At 70.0% G+C, this 15,464-nt stretch carries 13 protein-coding genes; 6 read left to right on the top strand and 7 right to left on the bottom strand.

Features of this window, described 5'->3' with window-relative positions:
* Nucleotides 1-160: 160 nt before the first annotated feature.
* On the bottom strand, nucleotides 161-1,102 hold the full coding sequence (locus ABZ951_RS07185; protein ID WP_361279321.1) for a ParB/RepB/Spo0J family partition protein: 942 nt from the start codon (nucleotides 1,100-1,102) through the stop codon (nucleotides 161-163).
* Between the two features lie 661 nt (nucleotides 1,103-1,763).
* On the opposite strand from ABZ951_RS07185, the gene ABZ951_RS07180 reads away from it, so the two are divergent.
* The 4 genes from ABZ951_RS07180 to ectB all read left to right on the top strand — a co-directional run bounded on the left by ABZ951_RS07180 (nucleotide 1,764) and on the right by ectB (nucleotide 6,084).
* Nucleotides 1,764-2,177, top strand: coding sequence for an ectoine synthase (locus ABZ951_RS07180; protein WP_344083606.1), 414 nt, complete (start codon nucleotides 1,764-1,766; stop codon nucleotides 2,175-2,177).
* A gap of 152 nt (nucleotides 2,178-2,329) precedes the next feature.
* Nucleotides 2,330-3,220, top strand: a complete 891-nt coding sequence (gene thpD / locus ABZ951_RS07175) for an ectoine hydroxylase (protein ID WP_344083609.1) — start codon at nucleotides 2,330-2,332, stop codon at nucleotides 3,218-3,220.
* 150 nt (nucleotides 3,221-3,370) lie between these two features.
* Nucleotides 3,371-4,690 carry an MFS transporter gene (locus ABZ951_RS07170; protein WP_344083612.1) on the top strand — a complete coding sequence of 440 codons (1,320 nt, stop codon included), beginning with the start codon at nucleotides 3,371-3,373 and terminating at the stop codon, nucleotides 4,688-4,690.
* A gap of 125 nt (nucleotides 4,691-4,815) precedes the next feature.
* On the top strand, nucleotides 4,816-6,084 hold the full coding sequence (ectB, locus tag ABZ951_RS07165) for a diaminobutyrate--2-oxoglutarate transaminase (RefSeq protein WP_344083615.1): 1,269 nt from the start codon (nucleotides 4,816-4,818) through the stop codon (nucleotides 6,082-6,084).
* Between the two features lie 154 nt (nucleotides 6,085-6,238).
* Here the strand turns inward: ectB and ABZ951_RS07160 are convergent, their stop codons facing one another.
* Together ABZ951_RS07160 and ABZ951_RS07155 are read right to left on the bottom strand one after the other, a co-directional pair.
* The gene (locus ABZ951_RS07160; protein ID WP_344083618.1) at nucleotides 6,239-7,189 is read right to left on the bottom strand and encodes a carbohydrate kinase; all 951 of its coding nucleotides are present in this window, start codon (nucleotides 7,187-7,189) and stop codon (nucleotides 6,239-6,241) included.
* 116 nt (nucleotides 7,190-7,305) lie between these two features.
* The gene (locus ABZ951_RS07155; protein ID WP_344083621.1) at nucleotides 7,306-8,304 is read right to left on the bottom strand and encodes a LacI family DNA-binding transcriptional regulator; all 999 of its coding nucleotides are present in this window, start codon (nucleotides 8,302-8,304) and stop codon (nucleotides 7,306-7,308) included.
* Between the two features lie 224 nt (nucleotides 8,305-8,528).
* Here ABZ951_RS07155 and ABZ951_RS07150 point away from each other — a divergent pair, with 224 nt between their 5' ends.
* Nucleotides 8,529-9,536 (top strand): zinc-dependent alcohol dehydrogenase family protein, encoded by a 1,008-nt coding sequence (locus ABZ951_RS07150; RefSeq protein ID WP_344083624.1) that lies wholly within the window; start codon nucleotides 8,529-8,531, stop codon nucleotides 9,534-9,536.
* Nucleotides 9,533-11,068 carry an MFS transporter gene (locus ABZ951_RS07145; protein WP_344083627.1) on the top strand — a complete coding sequence of 512 codons (1,536 nt, stop codon included), beginning with the start codon at nucleotides 9,533-9,535 and terminating at the stop codon, nucleotides 11,066-11,068. Before ABZ951_RS07150 ends, ABZ951_RS07145 begins: the two co-directional genes overlap by 4 nt.
* A 75-nt stretch (nucleotides 11,069-11,143) precedes the next feature.
* On the opposite strand, the gene ABZ951_RS07140 is transcribed toward ABZ951_RS07145, so the two are convergent.
* The 4 genes from ABZ951_RS07140 to ABZ951_RS07125 form a co-directional block, all read right to left on the bottom strand.
* Entirely contained in the window at nucleotides 11,144-11,974 is an 831-nt protein-coding gene (locus ABZ951_RS07140) for a DeoR/GlpR family DNA-binding transcription regulator (RefSeq protein ID WP_344083630.1), read from the bottom strand.
* Between the two features lie 64 nt (nucleotides 11,975-12,038).
* The gene (locus tag ABZ951_RS07135) at nucleotides 12,039-13,094 is read right to left on the bottom strand and encodes an NAD(P)-dependent alcohol dehydrogenase (RefSeq protein WP_344083633.1); all 1,056 of its coding nucleotides are present in this window, start codon (nucleotides 13,092-13,094) and stop codon (nucleotides 12,039-12,041) included.
* A 202-nt stretch (nucleotides 13,095-13,296) separates the two neighbouring features.
* Complete coding sequence (locus ABZ951_RS07130; RefSeq protein WP_344083636.1) at nucleotides 13,297-14,037, bottom strand: alpha/beta hydrolase; 741 nt, start codon at nucleotides 14,035-14,037, stop codon at nucleotides 13,297-13,299.
* Nucleotides 14,038-14,399: 362 nt separating this feature from the next.
* A complete protein-coding gene (locus tag ABZ951_RS07125) occupies nucleotides 14,400-15,404 on the bottom strand; it encodes a YafY family protein (RefSeq protein WP_344083639.1) in 1,005 nt (334 codons plus the stop codon).
* Nucleotides 15,405-15,464 lie beyond the last annotated feature (60 nt).

Below are 15,464 nucleotides of genomic sequence, written 5' to 3'. Positions count from 1 at the left end.
CCCGCGCTGGCCCAGGCCGACGTCGGCGTCGCGATGAACACCGGCACCTCGGCCGCCAAGGAGGCCGGCTCACCCGGGAGGCCCCTGTTCAAGTGTGGAATTCCTTCAGTTGAACAGGGGCCCTCCGTCCCAGAAGGTCATGGTCATGACATCTACGCCGTTAGTCCTGTTGCCCCGCCCGTTCCTCGAGTTCCTGGGCTAGATTCCGCCACATCTCTGCGCACTGGATGGCCAACTCGGCCACGGTCTCTGCAAGGTGCGGCGGTATGTTGTCGACAACGTGCGGATACTGCACCTTCGCTCGGTGATTCAGGTGCAGCCACCGCAGTAGCTCCCTGCCCGATTCCGATAATCTCAGCGAAGGGTCCTTTTGCAGTGTCTGTAGTCGCGCCTGCATGTTCCTTATTTTCCGCTCCTTTTTCGGAGCGGTGCCGGACGGATCCGTGACTTGTGCTGCGAAGCTCTCACGATCGTCGGGCTTTCGCGGTGTACGGCGATCTCTGGCTACCACGGGATCCTCGCCTCGGCGGATCCGTTCCCGGACATCGTGTGCGGTGCCCACGGAAACCCCCGCGACCTTGGCGATCTGCCGTAGCGGAGCAAGAGGCTCGGCCGCCAGGGCCCTGGCGGCCTGCCGCCGGCCTTCGGCGGTGCTGAGCGGGCGGCGCCGGCCGTCCTTGCCTACCCGCACGTCCTGTGGGGAGGAGCCCTGGTTCAGGCGCCGTCGGATACTGCCGACCGTTTTGGTGGACAAGCCCGTGCACTCGGCGATCGCCCGGTCCGACATGTTCTGCTGCGAGACGACGATGCGTTCGGCTGCAGAGCGCCGGTCCTCCAGGGAGAGGGGAAGGCCGTGCCTGATGTTGGCCCTCACCGCTTCGACGAAAGCCGCTTCCTCGCTGCCGTCGAAGAACTCGACCTTGATGCAATGGCATCCTTTTTCTTTGGCTGCGCGGAGCCTGTGCATCCCGTCGATCACATGCATGGTGGACCTGTGGACCAGTATCGGCGGCCACTCGGTTTCACTCTCGGCCAGCCGCTGGGCGTGTTGCTCATCCTCTCCCGCGAGACGCGGTGAATCGGCCGGCTGAAGCTGGTCTATGGGAACCAGACAAGGCGTGGGTTCCCTGGGTTTGAGGTATTTTGGGTGATAGCTGCGGTCAAGCTGAGCTTCCACATCGGCCCCCAGCCGGTACGTCCTGATCGTAGTGAAGAGGGAAAAAGAGGGAAGGTGCCGACGCGCCGTGCGCCTGTTTCCATGTCGGCGTCGTACTTTCCGGAGAGACAGGGTCGTTACCGAGTAGAACGGGTCGTTCTGGACCACCCCCTGATGCGGCATGCTGCCCGGTTCGTGTGCCCGCCTCTCGCAGGTTGAATCAGGCCGACAGGCTTACTCTTTCAAAGATCATCTGTTCAAGCTTGTGCGGCACCCAGGGTGAGTGGACAGTTGTCGGGTGTCACGGCGTCGGGCGCCACGGCCTCGTCCGCGTGTCGCCCAGCGGGCGTAGAGGCCGGCCGACACGTCGGCGGCAGCCGTGTCGTCAGCGCCGCCGTTGTCAACGCCGACGAAGGGGTCCACGGTTGATGGCCGGGCCTGCGTATGGTTCTAATGGATTGATCAGGCGGCCGCCGAACTGCTGCAAGGGTGCGGTGAGTTAGACCATCGGGCGGCGGAGGCAAGAGGGTCCCGCCTCCCTCGCCGACCTGGTCCCCGAGCGCGGGACCGCTTGACCCAACAGCGACCAAGGGGGCATCACACCACCGTGATCGTCCGTTCATTCAAAGACATCGAAGGAACCGACCGGGTCGTCAAGTCCAAGTCAGGTACCTGGGAGAGCAAGAGAATCGTTCTCGCCCGGGAGCGGGTCGGATTCTCACTGCACGAGACCACCGTCTATGCCGGCACCGAGACGTTCATGTGGTACGCCAACCACGTCGAGGCGGTGCTGTGCGTCGAGGGGGAGTCCGAGCTGACCAACGAGGAGACCGGGGAAAAGCACTGGATCACCCCTGGGACCATGTACCTCCTCGACGGCAACGAACGGCACACCCTGCGTCCGAAGACCGACTCCCGCTATATCTGCGTTTTCAACCCGCCCATGACGGGCCGGGAGGATCACGATGAGAACGGCGCCTACCCCCTGCTGACCGACGTCGAGGACGTGGACACGCCCTGAGAAGGCTGGAGGGCTGCTGCAGGAGCCACCGCCGACGTCGAGACCGCCGGTTTCCGCACCGGACGACCGCCGTTCCGGGAATCGTCACCGTACCCGGACACGAGCACGCGCATCGTCGTGATCACCTCCTACCTCGTGAAGGAGACCCTTAGATGAATACCACTGTGCGCCCCGACCTTTACCCCACCCGAGTCACCGCCCAGGCCTTTCCCCAGCCGCGGGTCGACCCCACGGTGTGGGGCGAAGCTTCCGGCCCGCTCAGCAAGGGACAACTGGACCGCTACGAGTCCAGCGGCTACCTCGTCCTCGACAACCTGCTGTCCCCGCAGGAGGTGGAGACCTACCGTGCCGAGATGGAGCGGCTCGGCACGGACCCGGTACTGCGCGCGAGTGAACGCGTGATCCTGGAGCCGGAGTCGGACCAGGTGCGCTCCGTGTTCGAGGTCGAGAAGGTCAGCGAGCTCTTCGCCGCGTTGCTGCACTCGCCTCGGCTCATCGATGTCGCCCGGCAGGTCCTCAACTCGGACGTGTACATCCACCAGAGCCGTGTCAACTACAAGCCCGGCTTCGGCGGCGCCCAGTTCGACTGGCACTCCGATTTCGAAACATGGCACTCCGAAGACGGGATGCCCCGGCCGCGCGCGTTCAGCGTTTCCATCGCGCTGAGCGAGAACTACCCGTTCAACGGTCCGCTCCTGGTCATGCCGGGCACGCACAAGACGTTCATTCCGACAGTCGGGGAGACACCGCCCGATTTCCATAAGGAGTCACTGCGCGTCGAGCGCCTCCCCGTCGGCTCCCCGGGCCGGGAGCACCTGTCGCGGATGGCCGAGCAACACGGTATCGAGCACGTCACCGGCCCCGCCGGGACCGCGGTGATGTTCGACTCGAACCTGCTGCACGCTTCAAGCGGCAACATCACACCTTTCGCGCGTTCCAACATCTTCATCGTCTACAACAGCGTGGAGAACACGCTGGACGCCCCGTTCGCCGCGCCCAAGCCGCGTCCGCAGCACCTCGGCAACCGCGAGTTCCCCGTCTGACCGGCCCAGGAGTCGGCACACCCTGACCCGTGCGGGCGCCGGAGGCGATCCCGGCGCCGGCGGTTTCCTCCGGCCCACCAGGGCGGCTCCCGGGGGACGTCCACTGCCCACCCCGACGTTCAACACGCCGCCGCGCAGGACGAAGGTGACATGACCACTCCCCGTATCACTCGTTTCACAGCGATCTGGACGCTCATCGGTCTGGTACTGCTGACCCTCAATCTGCGGGCGGCCATCACCGGCGTTCCCCCGCTCCTGGGCGAGCTGCAGGACACGTTCGGGCTCACCGGCGTCGAGGTCAGCCTGCTCACCACCCTGCCGGAGCTGTGCCTGGGCATCTTCTCCGCGCTCGCCCCCGTGCTCGCCCGCCGGATCGGTACCGAGGCGGCGATCACCGTAGCGCTCGTGGTGATCACGGCCGGGCTCCTCCTGCGCGTGGTCCCCGCCCAGGCCGCGCTGTTCACCGGCACCGCGCTGGCCGCGGCCGGGATGGCCACGGGCAATGTGCTGGTGCCGGCGGTCATCAAGCGCGTGTTCCCCCGTCGCGTGGGATCGCTCACCGGGCTGTCGATGATGCTGTTGTCGGTCGGCGGCGCCGCCGGGGCCGGCCTGGCCGTCCCGCTGGACCACATGGGCAGCTGGCGGCTGGCTCTGGCCGTGTGGGCGGTCCCGTCGTTGATCGCCGCCCTGGTCTGGGGACCGCTCGCGCTCCGTGGACGCAAGCGGCTGCCGGCACGGCCGACCGCCCCCACCTCCGCGCCCGCACCCGCCGCTCACGAGGAAGCTCACCCGGACGCTCACGCGGAGAAGGGGTCGTTGCTGCGCTCGCCGCTGGCCTGGTCGGTGATGGTCTTCATGGGCATGACGTCGCTGATGTTCTACACGCTGACGGCGTGGCTTCCCGAGATGATGCACGATCACGGCTTCGCGCCCGCCACCGCCGGGATGATGAACTCGGCCATCATCATCATCGGAATCCCCCTCGGTTTCGTCGTGCCGGTGGTCGCCGCCCGCCTGCGCGACCAGCGGCCGCTCGTCCTCGGTGTCGTGGCCCTGATGGTGATCGGGCTGGGCGGCCTGCTCCTGGCTCCACAGGCCGGGTGGGTCTGGGTCGTGATTTTCGGGGTCGCCACGGGCAGTGCGTTCCCGATCGCCCTCACGCTCCTCAACCTGCGTTCACCCGACGCCGCTGTCACGGCGCGGCTCTCGGGCATGGCCCAGTCCGGCGGGTACCTCCTCGCCGCGACCGGCCCGCTGACCTTCGGCGTGCTGCACAGTGCCACCGGCGGCTGGGAGGTATCGATCTGGCTGCTGGTGTTCCTGGTGGTGCCTGAACTCGTGTGCGGGCTCCTAGCCGCACGGCCAGGCTTCGTACGGCTGGGCCCCACGCGGCCGGAGAGCGGCACGGAGCGTCTCACCGAGCCCGCGGAGGTCCCGGCCGGAACCACGAAGGCGGACCGTCCGTGCTGAACCCGGGGCGGGCACGAGACCACCTGGAGTCGATGTCTTCTGAGACATCCGGCACCGCAACGACAACCCCCACTCTTCGCTCCCTCCACCCTCACGCCGAACCGTGACCCCCCCAGGAGCACGATGTGACCATCACCCGGCCCGACCTCAGCGTCTTCGAGACCGTGGAGTCGGAGGTGCGCAGCTACTGCCGTGGCTGGCCCACCGTCTTCGACCGTGCCCAGGGTGCGCACATGTACGACGAGGACGGCCACGCCTACCTCGACTTCTTCGCCGGCGCCGGCACCCTCAACTACGGCCACAACAACCCGGTCCTCAAACGCGCTCTGATCGACTACATCGAGCGGGACGGCGTCACCCACGGCCTGGACATGTCCACCACGGCCAAACGGACCTTTCTGGAAACCTTCCAGGAGACGATCCTCAAGCCGCGCGACATGAACCACAAGGTGATGTTCCCGGGCCCGACCGGAACCAACGCCGTCGAAGCGGCGCTGAAGCTGGCCCGCAAGGTCAAGGGCCGCGAGTCGATCGTCTCCTTCACCAACGCCTTCCACGGCATGTCGCTCGGCTCGCTGGCCGTGACCGGCAATGCCTTCAAACGCGCCGGCGCCGGCGTCCCGCTGGTGCACAGCACCCTGATGCCGTTCGACTCCTACCTGGACGGCCGCACCCCGGACTTCCTCTGGTTCGAGCGGCTGCTGGAGGATTCCGGCTCGGGCCTGAGCAAGCCGGCAGCGGTGATCGTGGAGACCGTGCAGGGCGAGGGCGGCGTCAACGTCGCCGCCGCCGAGTGGCTGCGCGCCCTGGCGGACCTGTGCCATCGGCACGACATGCTGCTCATCGTCGATGACATCCAGATGGGATGCGGCCGCACGGGGGGCTTCTTCTCCTTCGAGGAAGCGGGCATACAGCCCGACATCATCACTCTCTCCAAGTCCATCGGCGGCTACGGCCTCCCGCTGGCGCTGACGCTGTTCAAGCCGGGTCTGGACATCTGGGAGCCGGGCGAGCACAACGGCACCTTCCGCGGCAACAACCCGGCCTTCGTGACGGCCACCGCCGCGCTGGAGACCTACTGGAACGACGCGCAGACGGAGAAGCAGACCCTCACGCGCGGCGAACAGGTCGAGCCTGTGCTGCGTGCCATCGCCGACGAACACCCCGAGGACGTCGCCGATGTGCGCGGCCGCGGCCTGGTGTGGGGCATGGAGCTCCGGCACGAGGGCCGGGCCACCGCGGTGGCACGCCGCGCCTTCGAACTCGGGCTGCTCATCGAGACGTCCGGCCCGGAGAGCGAAGTCGTCAAGCTGCTGCCTCCGCTGACCATTCCCCCCGAAGAACTGGACGAGGGACTGCGCACCCTGGCACGCGCCGTCCGCGAGACCACCTGACCACCCACCGGCCCGAACCGCCACGGGTGGCGAGGCTGCGGCCTTCGGCACACCGCCCGGCACGCCGGAGCAGCACCCCGGACGAGGGGACGCCGGCCCGCGCGGCAGCGGCGAGCCCTGCCCACGCTCACCGCGGCTCCGGGCCGGAAGCGGCTCAGCGCGCGACCGAGCCGTCCCCGGCCCCCAGCTCGGAGGCGTACGGCGGCTGCGCGCCGGCCCGGGCACAGGTCAGGGCGGCGGCCCGGGCGGCGAACGTCAGGACGTCGTGCCACTGCTCCGCGGTCGGGGCGGGGGTCCCGGTGAGTGCGCCGTGGTGGTCGAGACGGTGCAGCAGCGCGGCGTTGACCGTATCGCCCGCCCCGATGGTGTCCACGACGTCCACCTCCGCCCCGGCGACCGACAGTTCGAGGCCGTCGCGGGTGCGGACCGTCATGCCCGCGCCGCCCCGGGTGAGCACCACCGCGTACGGGCCGGACGCGAGCCACTCTCCGACGGTGGCCGTGACGTCGGCCGATCGCGCGAGCCACACCGCGTCCTCCTCGGAGAGCTTGAGCAGGGTGGTATGCGGCAGCCAGGAGCGGAAGCGGGCCCGGTAGGCGTCGGGGTCGGGGATGAGACCGGGCCGGATGTTCGGGTCGAGGGCGGTGAACAGGCCGCGCCCGGACGCGCGGCGCATCAGCTCCTCGTACGCCCCCGCCCCCGGCTCCAGGACGAGCGAGCAGGTACCGAAGGAGAGCGCACGCGCCGGCGCCGGGAGGTCGGCCGGGAGCCGGAAGAGGCGGTCCGCGGTGCCCTCGGCGTGGAAGGTGTACGTGGCCGAGCCGCCGTCAGCGAGGTGCGCCACAGCCAAAGTGGTGGGCTCGGGGCCGCGCTGGACCAGGGAGGTGTCCACACCGTCCGCCGCCAGCGCGCGCAGCAGGGCCTCGCCGAAGTGGTCGGTGGACAGCCGGGAGCAGAAGGCGGCCGGCGAGCCGAGGCGGGCGAGGGCGACGGCGGTGTTGTAGGGGCCGCCACCGCGCCGGGGCAGCAGGGCGGGCAGCTCGTCGTCGGCGGCGGGCCCCGCGGGGACGAGGTCGATGAGGGCTTCCCCGGCGACGATGATCATGTGGGAGCGGCCTTTCGGTGGGGGAGGTGACGGGTCCGCAGGCGCACGGTGGGCACGGAACCGGCGGCGGAGCGGAGGAGGAGAGCGGGCCGGGCAGGGGACGGGGGAGGGGGCCTTCAGCCGGTGCAGCCGCAGGAACTGCGGTGCACGAAGGCGCAGGGCAACCGGAGGGTGCGGGGCGCGCGCCCGGGATCCGCGAGCCGGTCCAGGAGCAGGCCCACCGCCGCCGCGGCGATGTCGCGGCTGGGCTGGGCGACGGCGGTGAGGCGGGGTTCGAACAGGTCCGCCCAGGAGAAGTCGTCGAAGCAGGCGAGCGCTATGTCGCCGGGGACGGCGAGGCTGAGGGCGCGCAGGGCCCGGAGGGTGCCGATGGTCATGGCGTTGTTCGCCGTGACCAGCGCGGTGGGTGGGTCGCAGAGGCCGAGGAGGTGGTGGGTGGCCCGTTCGGCGCCCGACGCCTGGGAGTTGCCGTCGACGACGAGTTCGGGGCGGTAGGGGAGACCGGCCTCGTCGAGGCCGGTGCGGTAGCCGGCGACGCGCTCGGTGGTGGTGCTGAGGCCGGGCGTACCGGCGATCAGCGCGATGCGGGTGTGGCCCTGTTCGGCGAGGTGGGTGACCAGCTGGGCCGTCGGGGCTTCGTTCTCCGCGCAGACCTGGTCGTAGGAGTCGCCGACGAGGCGGTCGAGGAAGACGGTGGGCACCTTCATGTGGGCGAGCTGGTCGAGCAGGGCCCCGGGGGCGGCGGACGGAGCGACGATCATGCCGTCGACGCGGCGTTCGTGCAGCAGCCGGACGGTCTTGAGCTCGTGCTCCGGGTCGTCGTGGGGGTCGGCGACGAGGAGGCTGTAGCCGGCCTGGAGGGCGCTGGCCTCGACACCCTGGAAGATCTCGGTGAAATACGGGTTGCTGGCGGCGGAGACCGCGAGGCCGATCGACTTCGTGCGGGAGGTGACCAGGGAACGGGCGAGGGTGTTGTGGGTGTAGCCCAGCTCCTCGATGGCTGCCCGGACGGCGTCGCGAGTGGCCGGGCGCACGGGGCGGGTCGCGTTGAGGACATGGGAGACGGTGGCCACGGAGACGCCCGCGTGCCGGGCCACGTCCGCCATCGTTGCCATGCTCCCGAGCCTCCTGTGCGGCGGCGTGTCCGTCGCCGTTGTCGTCCGATATCCGTGATCGTGGGTGCCGATCACGGTGCCGTGCGGCCGGGGCCGACGACCGCATCCAACCGGCACCCGCCCGCTCGAAGTTACCTCATCACTTCCTCCGCGTAAACGCTTGCGTAAGCGTTTACGCGAGGGTTACGGTCCCGCCACCGCACAAGGAAGTGAGGAGCGAGCCGATGCGCGCAGTCCTAGTCACCGGTCCCGGCGAGGTCCGGGTGACCGAAGTACCCGACCCCGTCCCGGCCCCGGGTGAGATCGTCGTCGAAGTGTCCTCGTGCGGTCTGTGCGGCACGGACATGCACATCCTGGACGGCGAACTCCCCTCCGCCGGCTACCCCCTGGTCCCCGGACACGAGCTGACCGGCCGGATCGTGGCCCTCGGCCAGGGCGTGACCGGTCTTCAGCCGGGCACCCGGGTCGCCGTCGATCCCAACCTCCCGTGCGGGGCCTGTCACTACTGCCGCATCGGGCGCGGCAACCTCTGCGACAACTACAGCGCGGTCGGCGTCACCCGCGGCGGCGGCTTCGCCGAACTGGTCGCCGTCCCCGCCCGCTGCGCGTACGTCCTGCCGGACGAACTGTCCGACGCGGCAGCGGGCCTGGTCGAGCCGCTGTCGTGCGCGGTGCACGGCCTCAACCGACTGCCGCGCCGCCCCGGCGAGCACTACCTGATCTACGGCGCGGGCACCATGGGCCTGATGATGGCGGCGGTGGTGCGCGGCGCGGGCGCCGCCTCCGTCTCCATGGTGGACGTCAACACGGAACGGCTGGCCTTCGCCGAGTCCTTCGCGGCGGATGCCGTGGCGACGGACGCTGAAGCTCTCGACGTCCCGCAGGGCTTCGAGGTCGTCATCGACGCGACCGGCGTCGTCGCCGCCATCGAGGACGGGCTCACCCGGGTCCGCAAGGGCGGCACGTTCCTGCAGTTCGGCGTCGTCGACCCGGCGCGCACCGCCGCCTTCTCCCCGTTCGCGGTCTACAACCGCGAGATCGACATCATCGGCTCGATGGCGGTGCACCACAGCTTCCAGCCCGCCATCGACCTGCTCGCCTCCGGACTCGACCTGGACCCGCTGGTCAGTCACGTCTTCGGGCTGGAGGGCTTCGACGAGGCGGTGGTCGCCTTCCGCGCCGGCACCGGCCGCAAGATCCACATCACGCCGTCGGGAGCGGGGAAGCCATGAACAGGCAGGACGAGGCAAGCAGGCACGGCGAGCCGGGCGGTCAGGACGGTCGGGCCGAGTCGGGCGGCCGGGAGGCACCGCACGGGCCGGGTGGATCCGAGGGCTCCTCTGCCCGGCACGTACTGGACCGGATAGGCGTCCCCCGCCCGCTCTTCTGGGGCTACACGGGCCTCCTGCTGTTCATGATCGGTGACGGGGTGGAGACCAGCTACCTCTCCAAATACTTCGGCGACGACCTCGGCTTCTCCGAGACCGGCGCCGGAGCGATCATCACCGTCTACGGCGTCACCGCCGCCGTCGCCTCCTTCCTCGGCGCGGGCCTGCTGTCGGACCGGTGGGGCTCGCGGAAGGTGATGGCGGTGGGAGCAGGGGTCTGGGTGCTCTTCCACGTCCTGATGCTCGGCGTCGCGGTCCCGGCGGAGAGCTACTGGCTCGTCATGGTCACCTACGGGCTGCGCGGCTTCGGCTACCCGATGTTCGCCTACGGCTTCCTCTCGTGGGTCATGGCCGTGGCCCCGAGGGACCACCAGAGCAAGGCGGTCGGCTGGTTCTGGTTCTGCTACAGCTCCGGCTACCCGATCATCGGCTCCTTCGTCTTCGCCGCGGTCACCCCGGCCCTCGGCTTCTACCGGACGCTGTGGCTCTCCCTGGTGGTGATCCTCGCCGGCTCGGCCGTCGTCCTGCTGCTGCTCCGCGAACGGACGGGGTTCACCGGACTGGCACCGGGCCGCGACGCCCGGACCGAGCTGGTGGGTACGTTCCGGATCCTGTTCGAGCAGCCGAAGCTCGGCATCAGCCTGGTCATCCGGCTCATCAACACCACGCCGTCGTTCGGCATGTGGGTCTTCATGCCCTTCTTCGTGCGCGATCTCGGATTCAGCGACGGCGAGTGGAACACCCTCCTCGTCGTCATGATGGTCGCGAACCTGGGTGCGCTGCTCGTGTTCGGCGTGCTGGGCGACAACTGGAGCAAGCGCAGGACGTGTGCTCTGTTCGGCGGCGTGCTCGGCGCCGTCGGCTGTCTGCTCTGTTACTACCTGCCCGCGGCCGCCGGTCACAGCTTCCCCGTGGCGGCGGTCGCGGTCGCCGTGTACGGAGTGGGGCTCGCGGGGTACGTGCCGCTGCCCGCGATGATGGTCGCCCAGGCGCCGGAACGGCGGGGGCAGGTGATGGGCGTGTACACCCTGGGCGCGGGACTGAGCGTCGCCGTCGGCCCGCTGATCGGAACGGTGACCTACGGCTCGTTCGGTTTCCAGGGCCTGGTGTGGATCTACGCGGCGCTGCTGCTGCTCAACGCGGCACTGTGCTTGCGGGTCACGTCGCCGGGGGACGGTATGCCTGTGTTGCCGGGGGCCGGTACGAGGAAAGTTCCTCGCGGGGACGGAGCGAAGGATGCGTCTCCCGAGGGTGGAGCGAAGGATGCGCCTCGCGGGGGCGAGGCGAAAACCGAGGCGCGTCGCGGGCCCGGAGCGGCAAGGGCCACCGGGGCCGGTCAGGCCACCGCGGTGTGCGCCGCCGAGCCGTCCGCCTGACGAACGCGGCGCGGAGCAGGAGGCGTCGGACACCGTGACACCTGCTGCTCCGCTGCCCCACAGCCCGTCCGTCCGTCACTCCGCCGCCGCGGCGGCCCCGGTCGCTCCGCCGCCGGCCGGGACGGCCGTCTCCACGGCGACGCCCATGGCACGCACGGCGGCGAGCTGGTCGGCCGGCGTTCCGGTGTCGGTGATGACAGCCTCGTACGCCTCCACGGTGCCGTGCGCGTGGGTCGCGGTCTTGCCGAACTTGGTGTGGTCGGCCAGGAGCAGGGACCGATCGGCGGAGGCCAGCATGGCCTCCTTGACGTCGGCGTACTCCCGCAGGGGGTGGAAGAGGCGTCCCTCCATGACGGCCGTGGCGGACATCAGGGCCAGGTCGGCGTGGACGCGGGAGAGGCCGCGGGCAACTTCCGCACCGGTGCACGAGTCGAACTCGCCGTGATAGCGGCCGCCGAGGAGAGTCACCTCCACCGCGGGCGCCGGGCTCAGCCGCCGGGCGATGCCGACCGAGTTCGTGACCACCGTGAGCCCTTCGAGCCGGGCCAGCGCGTCGGTGAGGGGATAGAGGGTCGTGGAGTCGTCCATCAGGACAGTCATGCCGGAAGTGATCCGGCCGGTCACCGCCGCGCACAGTGCGGTCTTCGCCGCGAGGGCGGTGCCGGTGCGGAAGCGGGTGGCCGTCTCCCGCGTCAGGGCGGGGAAGGCGACGGCCCGGCCGCGCTCCTTGCGGAGCAGCCGGCGCCCGGCGAGGTCGTCGAGATCCCGGTGCATCGTCATCAGGCTGACGCCGAACCGGACGGCGAGGTCGTCGATGCGCAGCGGGCCGTGTTCAGTGACGCATCGCAGGACGTCCTGCCGCCGCTGCTCGACGGCGGCCTGCGACAAGCGTGTCCTGGGCGGCATACGGCCTTTCCCTTCGTTCCCGTTCTCCTGTGTCCTTCGGCCCTCCGCGTTCGCACGGCGCCGGTCAGGCATTCTGCGGACACACCAGCGACTTGATCACCGTGGGGTCACCGGTGCTCGCGGTGAGCGCCCGCTCCGCGTCCCCCAGGCCGTAACGGTGGCTCACGAGCTGCCGCAGCTCCACTTCGCCGGAGGCGGCCAGGGCGATGGCGGTGGGCCAGGTGCCCGCGTACCGGAAGGTGCCGGTGACCTCGATCTCGAAGTTCTGCACGTGGGCCAGGGGGAGCGGGACGGTGTCGCCGCCCATGCCGACCAGCACGGCCCGGCCCGCCCTGCCGACGGCGCGGATCGCCTCGTCGGCGACGGCCGGGACGCCGGAGCACTCCAGCAGGATGTCGGGTTCGAAGCCGGTGTCGGCCAAGGGGGTCGTCGAGACGTCCACCGTGGTGGTCGCGCCCAGCCGCCCGGCCAGGTCGAGCCGGTGCGGCGCGACGTCCGTGACGACGACTTCGGTGGCCCCGAAGGCCCGTGCGGCCTGCGCGGCGACCAGCCCGATCGGACCGGCCCCGGTGACCAGCACCCGGGAACCCGGGGTGACCCGGGCCTTGCGACAGGCCCACACCCCGACGGACAGCGGTTCCAGCAGGGCCGCCGTCTCGGCGGTCAGCGGCTCGGGGACGGGGTGGGCGAAGTCCTCGTCGACGGCGACGTACTCGCACAGCGCCCCGTCGACCGGAGGCGTGGCATAGAAGGAGACGCCGGGGCAGAGGTTGTAACGGCCGGAACGGCACTGGGCGCAGCGGCCGCAGGGGACGCCCGGTTCGATGGAGACCAATTGCCCCGGCCGGTGACGGACCGTCCCCGGGCCCAGGGCGACCACCGTGCCACCGGGCTCGTGGCCGAGCACCATCGGAGCACGCACGACGAAGTCGCCGATCCGGCCGTGCCGGTAGTAGTGCACGTCGGAGCCGCAGATCCCGACCGCTTCGACCCGGACGAGCACTTGCCCGGGACCGGGCACCGGCACCGGCCGCTCCTCGATCCGCAGTTCCTCGGGAGCGTGCAGCACGGCGGCACGCATGGTGGACGGGATGGACGAGGGAAAGGTCTGGGCGGTCATGCTCCGGTCACAGCCTCCAGGTCGGGCCGACGGGGGAGCGTCGGCATGGGAAGCATTTTTAGCAGAAAAATCGCCGGGACATCACATATTTTGTGTGAAGAATGGATGCGGTGCGGCCCAGCGGAGCGCGAGGGCGTCGGGGGAGTGGCGGGGACGTGGGCGGGGCGACCCGCCCACGCCCTGGCGGCTTGACGGTCCGGCGTCACCTCAGGTGTCGGATGAAGAACTGGGCCGCGGCGTCCCCCGCGAACTGCGGGACGCCCGTGTGCCCGCCCATATTGGCGTGCAGCGTCTTCTCCTCGGAGCCGAAGGCGTCGAACAGGTCGAGGGCCGCCTGCCGGTCGTTCCCTTCGTCGTCCCATTGCAGCAGGACGTGCAGAGGAATGGTGACCTGGCGAGCCTCCTCGAAGATGGCGCGAGGGATGAAACTCCCGGCGAACAGAACTGCGGCCGAGATGCGCGGCTCGACCACCGCCAGCCGGGTCCCGATGGAGATCACTCCTCCCGAGTACCCGACCGGGCCGTCGATCTCGGGCAGCGACAGAAGGGCGTCCAGGGCGGCCTGCCATTCCGGGACCGCTTTGTCGACCAGGGGGAGAATGAGGGCGTCGATGATCTCGTCGCTGACCGGCTCGCCGGCCTCCATGGCCCGGCGCAGGTCCGCGAGGGCCTGCTCGGCAGCGGGCCAACGGGGCCGGCCGCCGCTTCCGGGGAGCTCGATGGTGGCCGTGGCGAAGCCGTCCGCCGCGGAGTGCCGGGCTCGGGCCACCAGTCGGGGGTACGTCTTGCGCAGCCCGAGAGGAGGGGGACTGAGCAGGATCACCGGCGCCGGTGCGGCCGCGGATGCGGATCCGGGCGTCCACAGGATGCCGGGGATCTCGCCGAGGGTGAATGCGCGCTCGGAAACAGCGTCGTCGAGACGCCGTTCAGAAGTGAATCGCATGGTCGTGCCTTTCGGGAGTGCCATTGAATGGCGCTCCCGGACGACCTATCGCCCGACCGTGACCCCGGAGGGGAGCACCCCTGTCGATACGTTCACGGGTACCACCTCCTCGCTCTCTTGCACGGCCTCCGGAAACGTAGCAGTGGCTGCCGTGATATCGCCAAAGGTTTTTTGCGGAGGCTCTGTGGCAAAACATCACGGCACCTGAGTGACCCGCCGACCACGGCCTGCGCCGTATTCCGGTGACCGACCCAGCCCCTGGGGCTCAGCAGCGGGACAGCTGTCGGCGGGCGGAGCCCGCCCGGGTGCCCCGGTTGCCGCCGTGTGGGAAAGGATCGCGATCCGCGGCTCTCGCGGAACTCTCAGATCTGTTCAACCGGTCCCTGGCCGGCCTGATGGCCTGCCCGAGGCTTGCTCGCACGGTGCAGCCGATCGGCTTCCTGTCGCAGGTAGGTGATGACGTGGGAGTCGGCGTCGAGGGTGTAGTCAGTGTCGAGCGCGGCGAGGGTCTGGGCAATGCCGGGGAGGTAGTTGCTGGAGCAGTCGACGGTGCAGGTGTTCTCGTCGAGGGGCTCGATGCGGCCGGGCAGGGCCCAGGTGCGGCGGCGGACGGTGTCGGCGGGAGCCTGGACGGTGGCGATGGCGCGGTAGCGGGTCGGCGCGGTGGCGATCTTGTCGGCGACGTAGGCGGCCGGATCGTCGCCGGGGACGGGGTGGGGGGTGAAGCGGTGGCGGGTGGGGGCTAGGTTGCTGATGCGGTCGAGGCGGTAGATGCGCCAGTCGTTCTTGTCGGTGTCGTGGGCGAGGAGGTACCACAGGCCGCCGGAGGCGATGAGGTGGTGGGGCTCGGTGCGGCGGGCGGCGCAGCCGCCGTGGCGGGTGGTGTAGTCGAAGGTGACGCTTTCGTGATCGCGGCAGGCGGCGGCCAGGCTGCCCAGCAACTCGGGGTCGACGCGCGGAGCGCGGGGTTCCCAGCCGATGGTGGCCGTTGCCTGCTGCACGGCCGCGACCTGCGTGCGCAGCCGGGCGGGCAGGACCTGTTCGAGTTTGGCCAGGGCACGCAGTGCGGTTTCCTCCATGCCGGTGAGGTTGCCGGCGGCGGTGCGCAGGGCGACGGCGGTGGCGATGGCTTCGTCATCGTCGAGGAGCAGCGGGGGCATGGCGGTGCCGGAGGCGAGGCGGTAGCCGCCGGCGTGGCCGGTGGTGCCTTCGACGGGGTATCCGAGGTCGCGCAGGCGGTCGATGTCACGGCGGATGGTGCGGCCGGTGACGCCGAGGCGTTCGGCGAGTTCGGTGCCGGACCATTCGCGGCGGGTCTGTAGCAGGGAAAGCAGGCGGAGCATCCGGGCGGGCAGGTCGGTCGTCATGCGTCCCAGATTGCCTCTCTTTACGGACGTGAGGTGTCCTAAAAGGACTCTAGCTTGGTC

Origin of the sequence: Streptomyces sp. NPDC046215, from assembly GCF_040646215.1 — a bacterium.
GTDB classification, from domain to species: Bacteria; Actinomycetota; Actinomycetes; order Streptomycetales; family Streptomycetaceae; genus Streptomyces; species Streptomyces stramineus.
The sequence above is the reverse complement of the archived record's forward strand: the minus strand, read 5'-3'. Positions and strand labels throughout refer to the sequence as shown.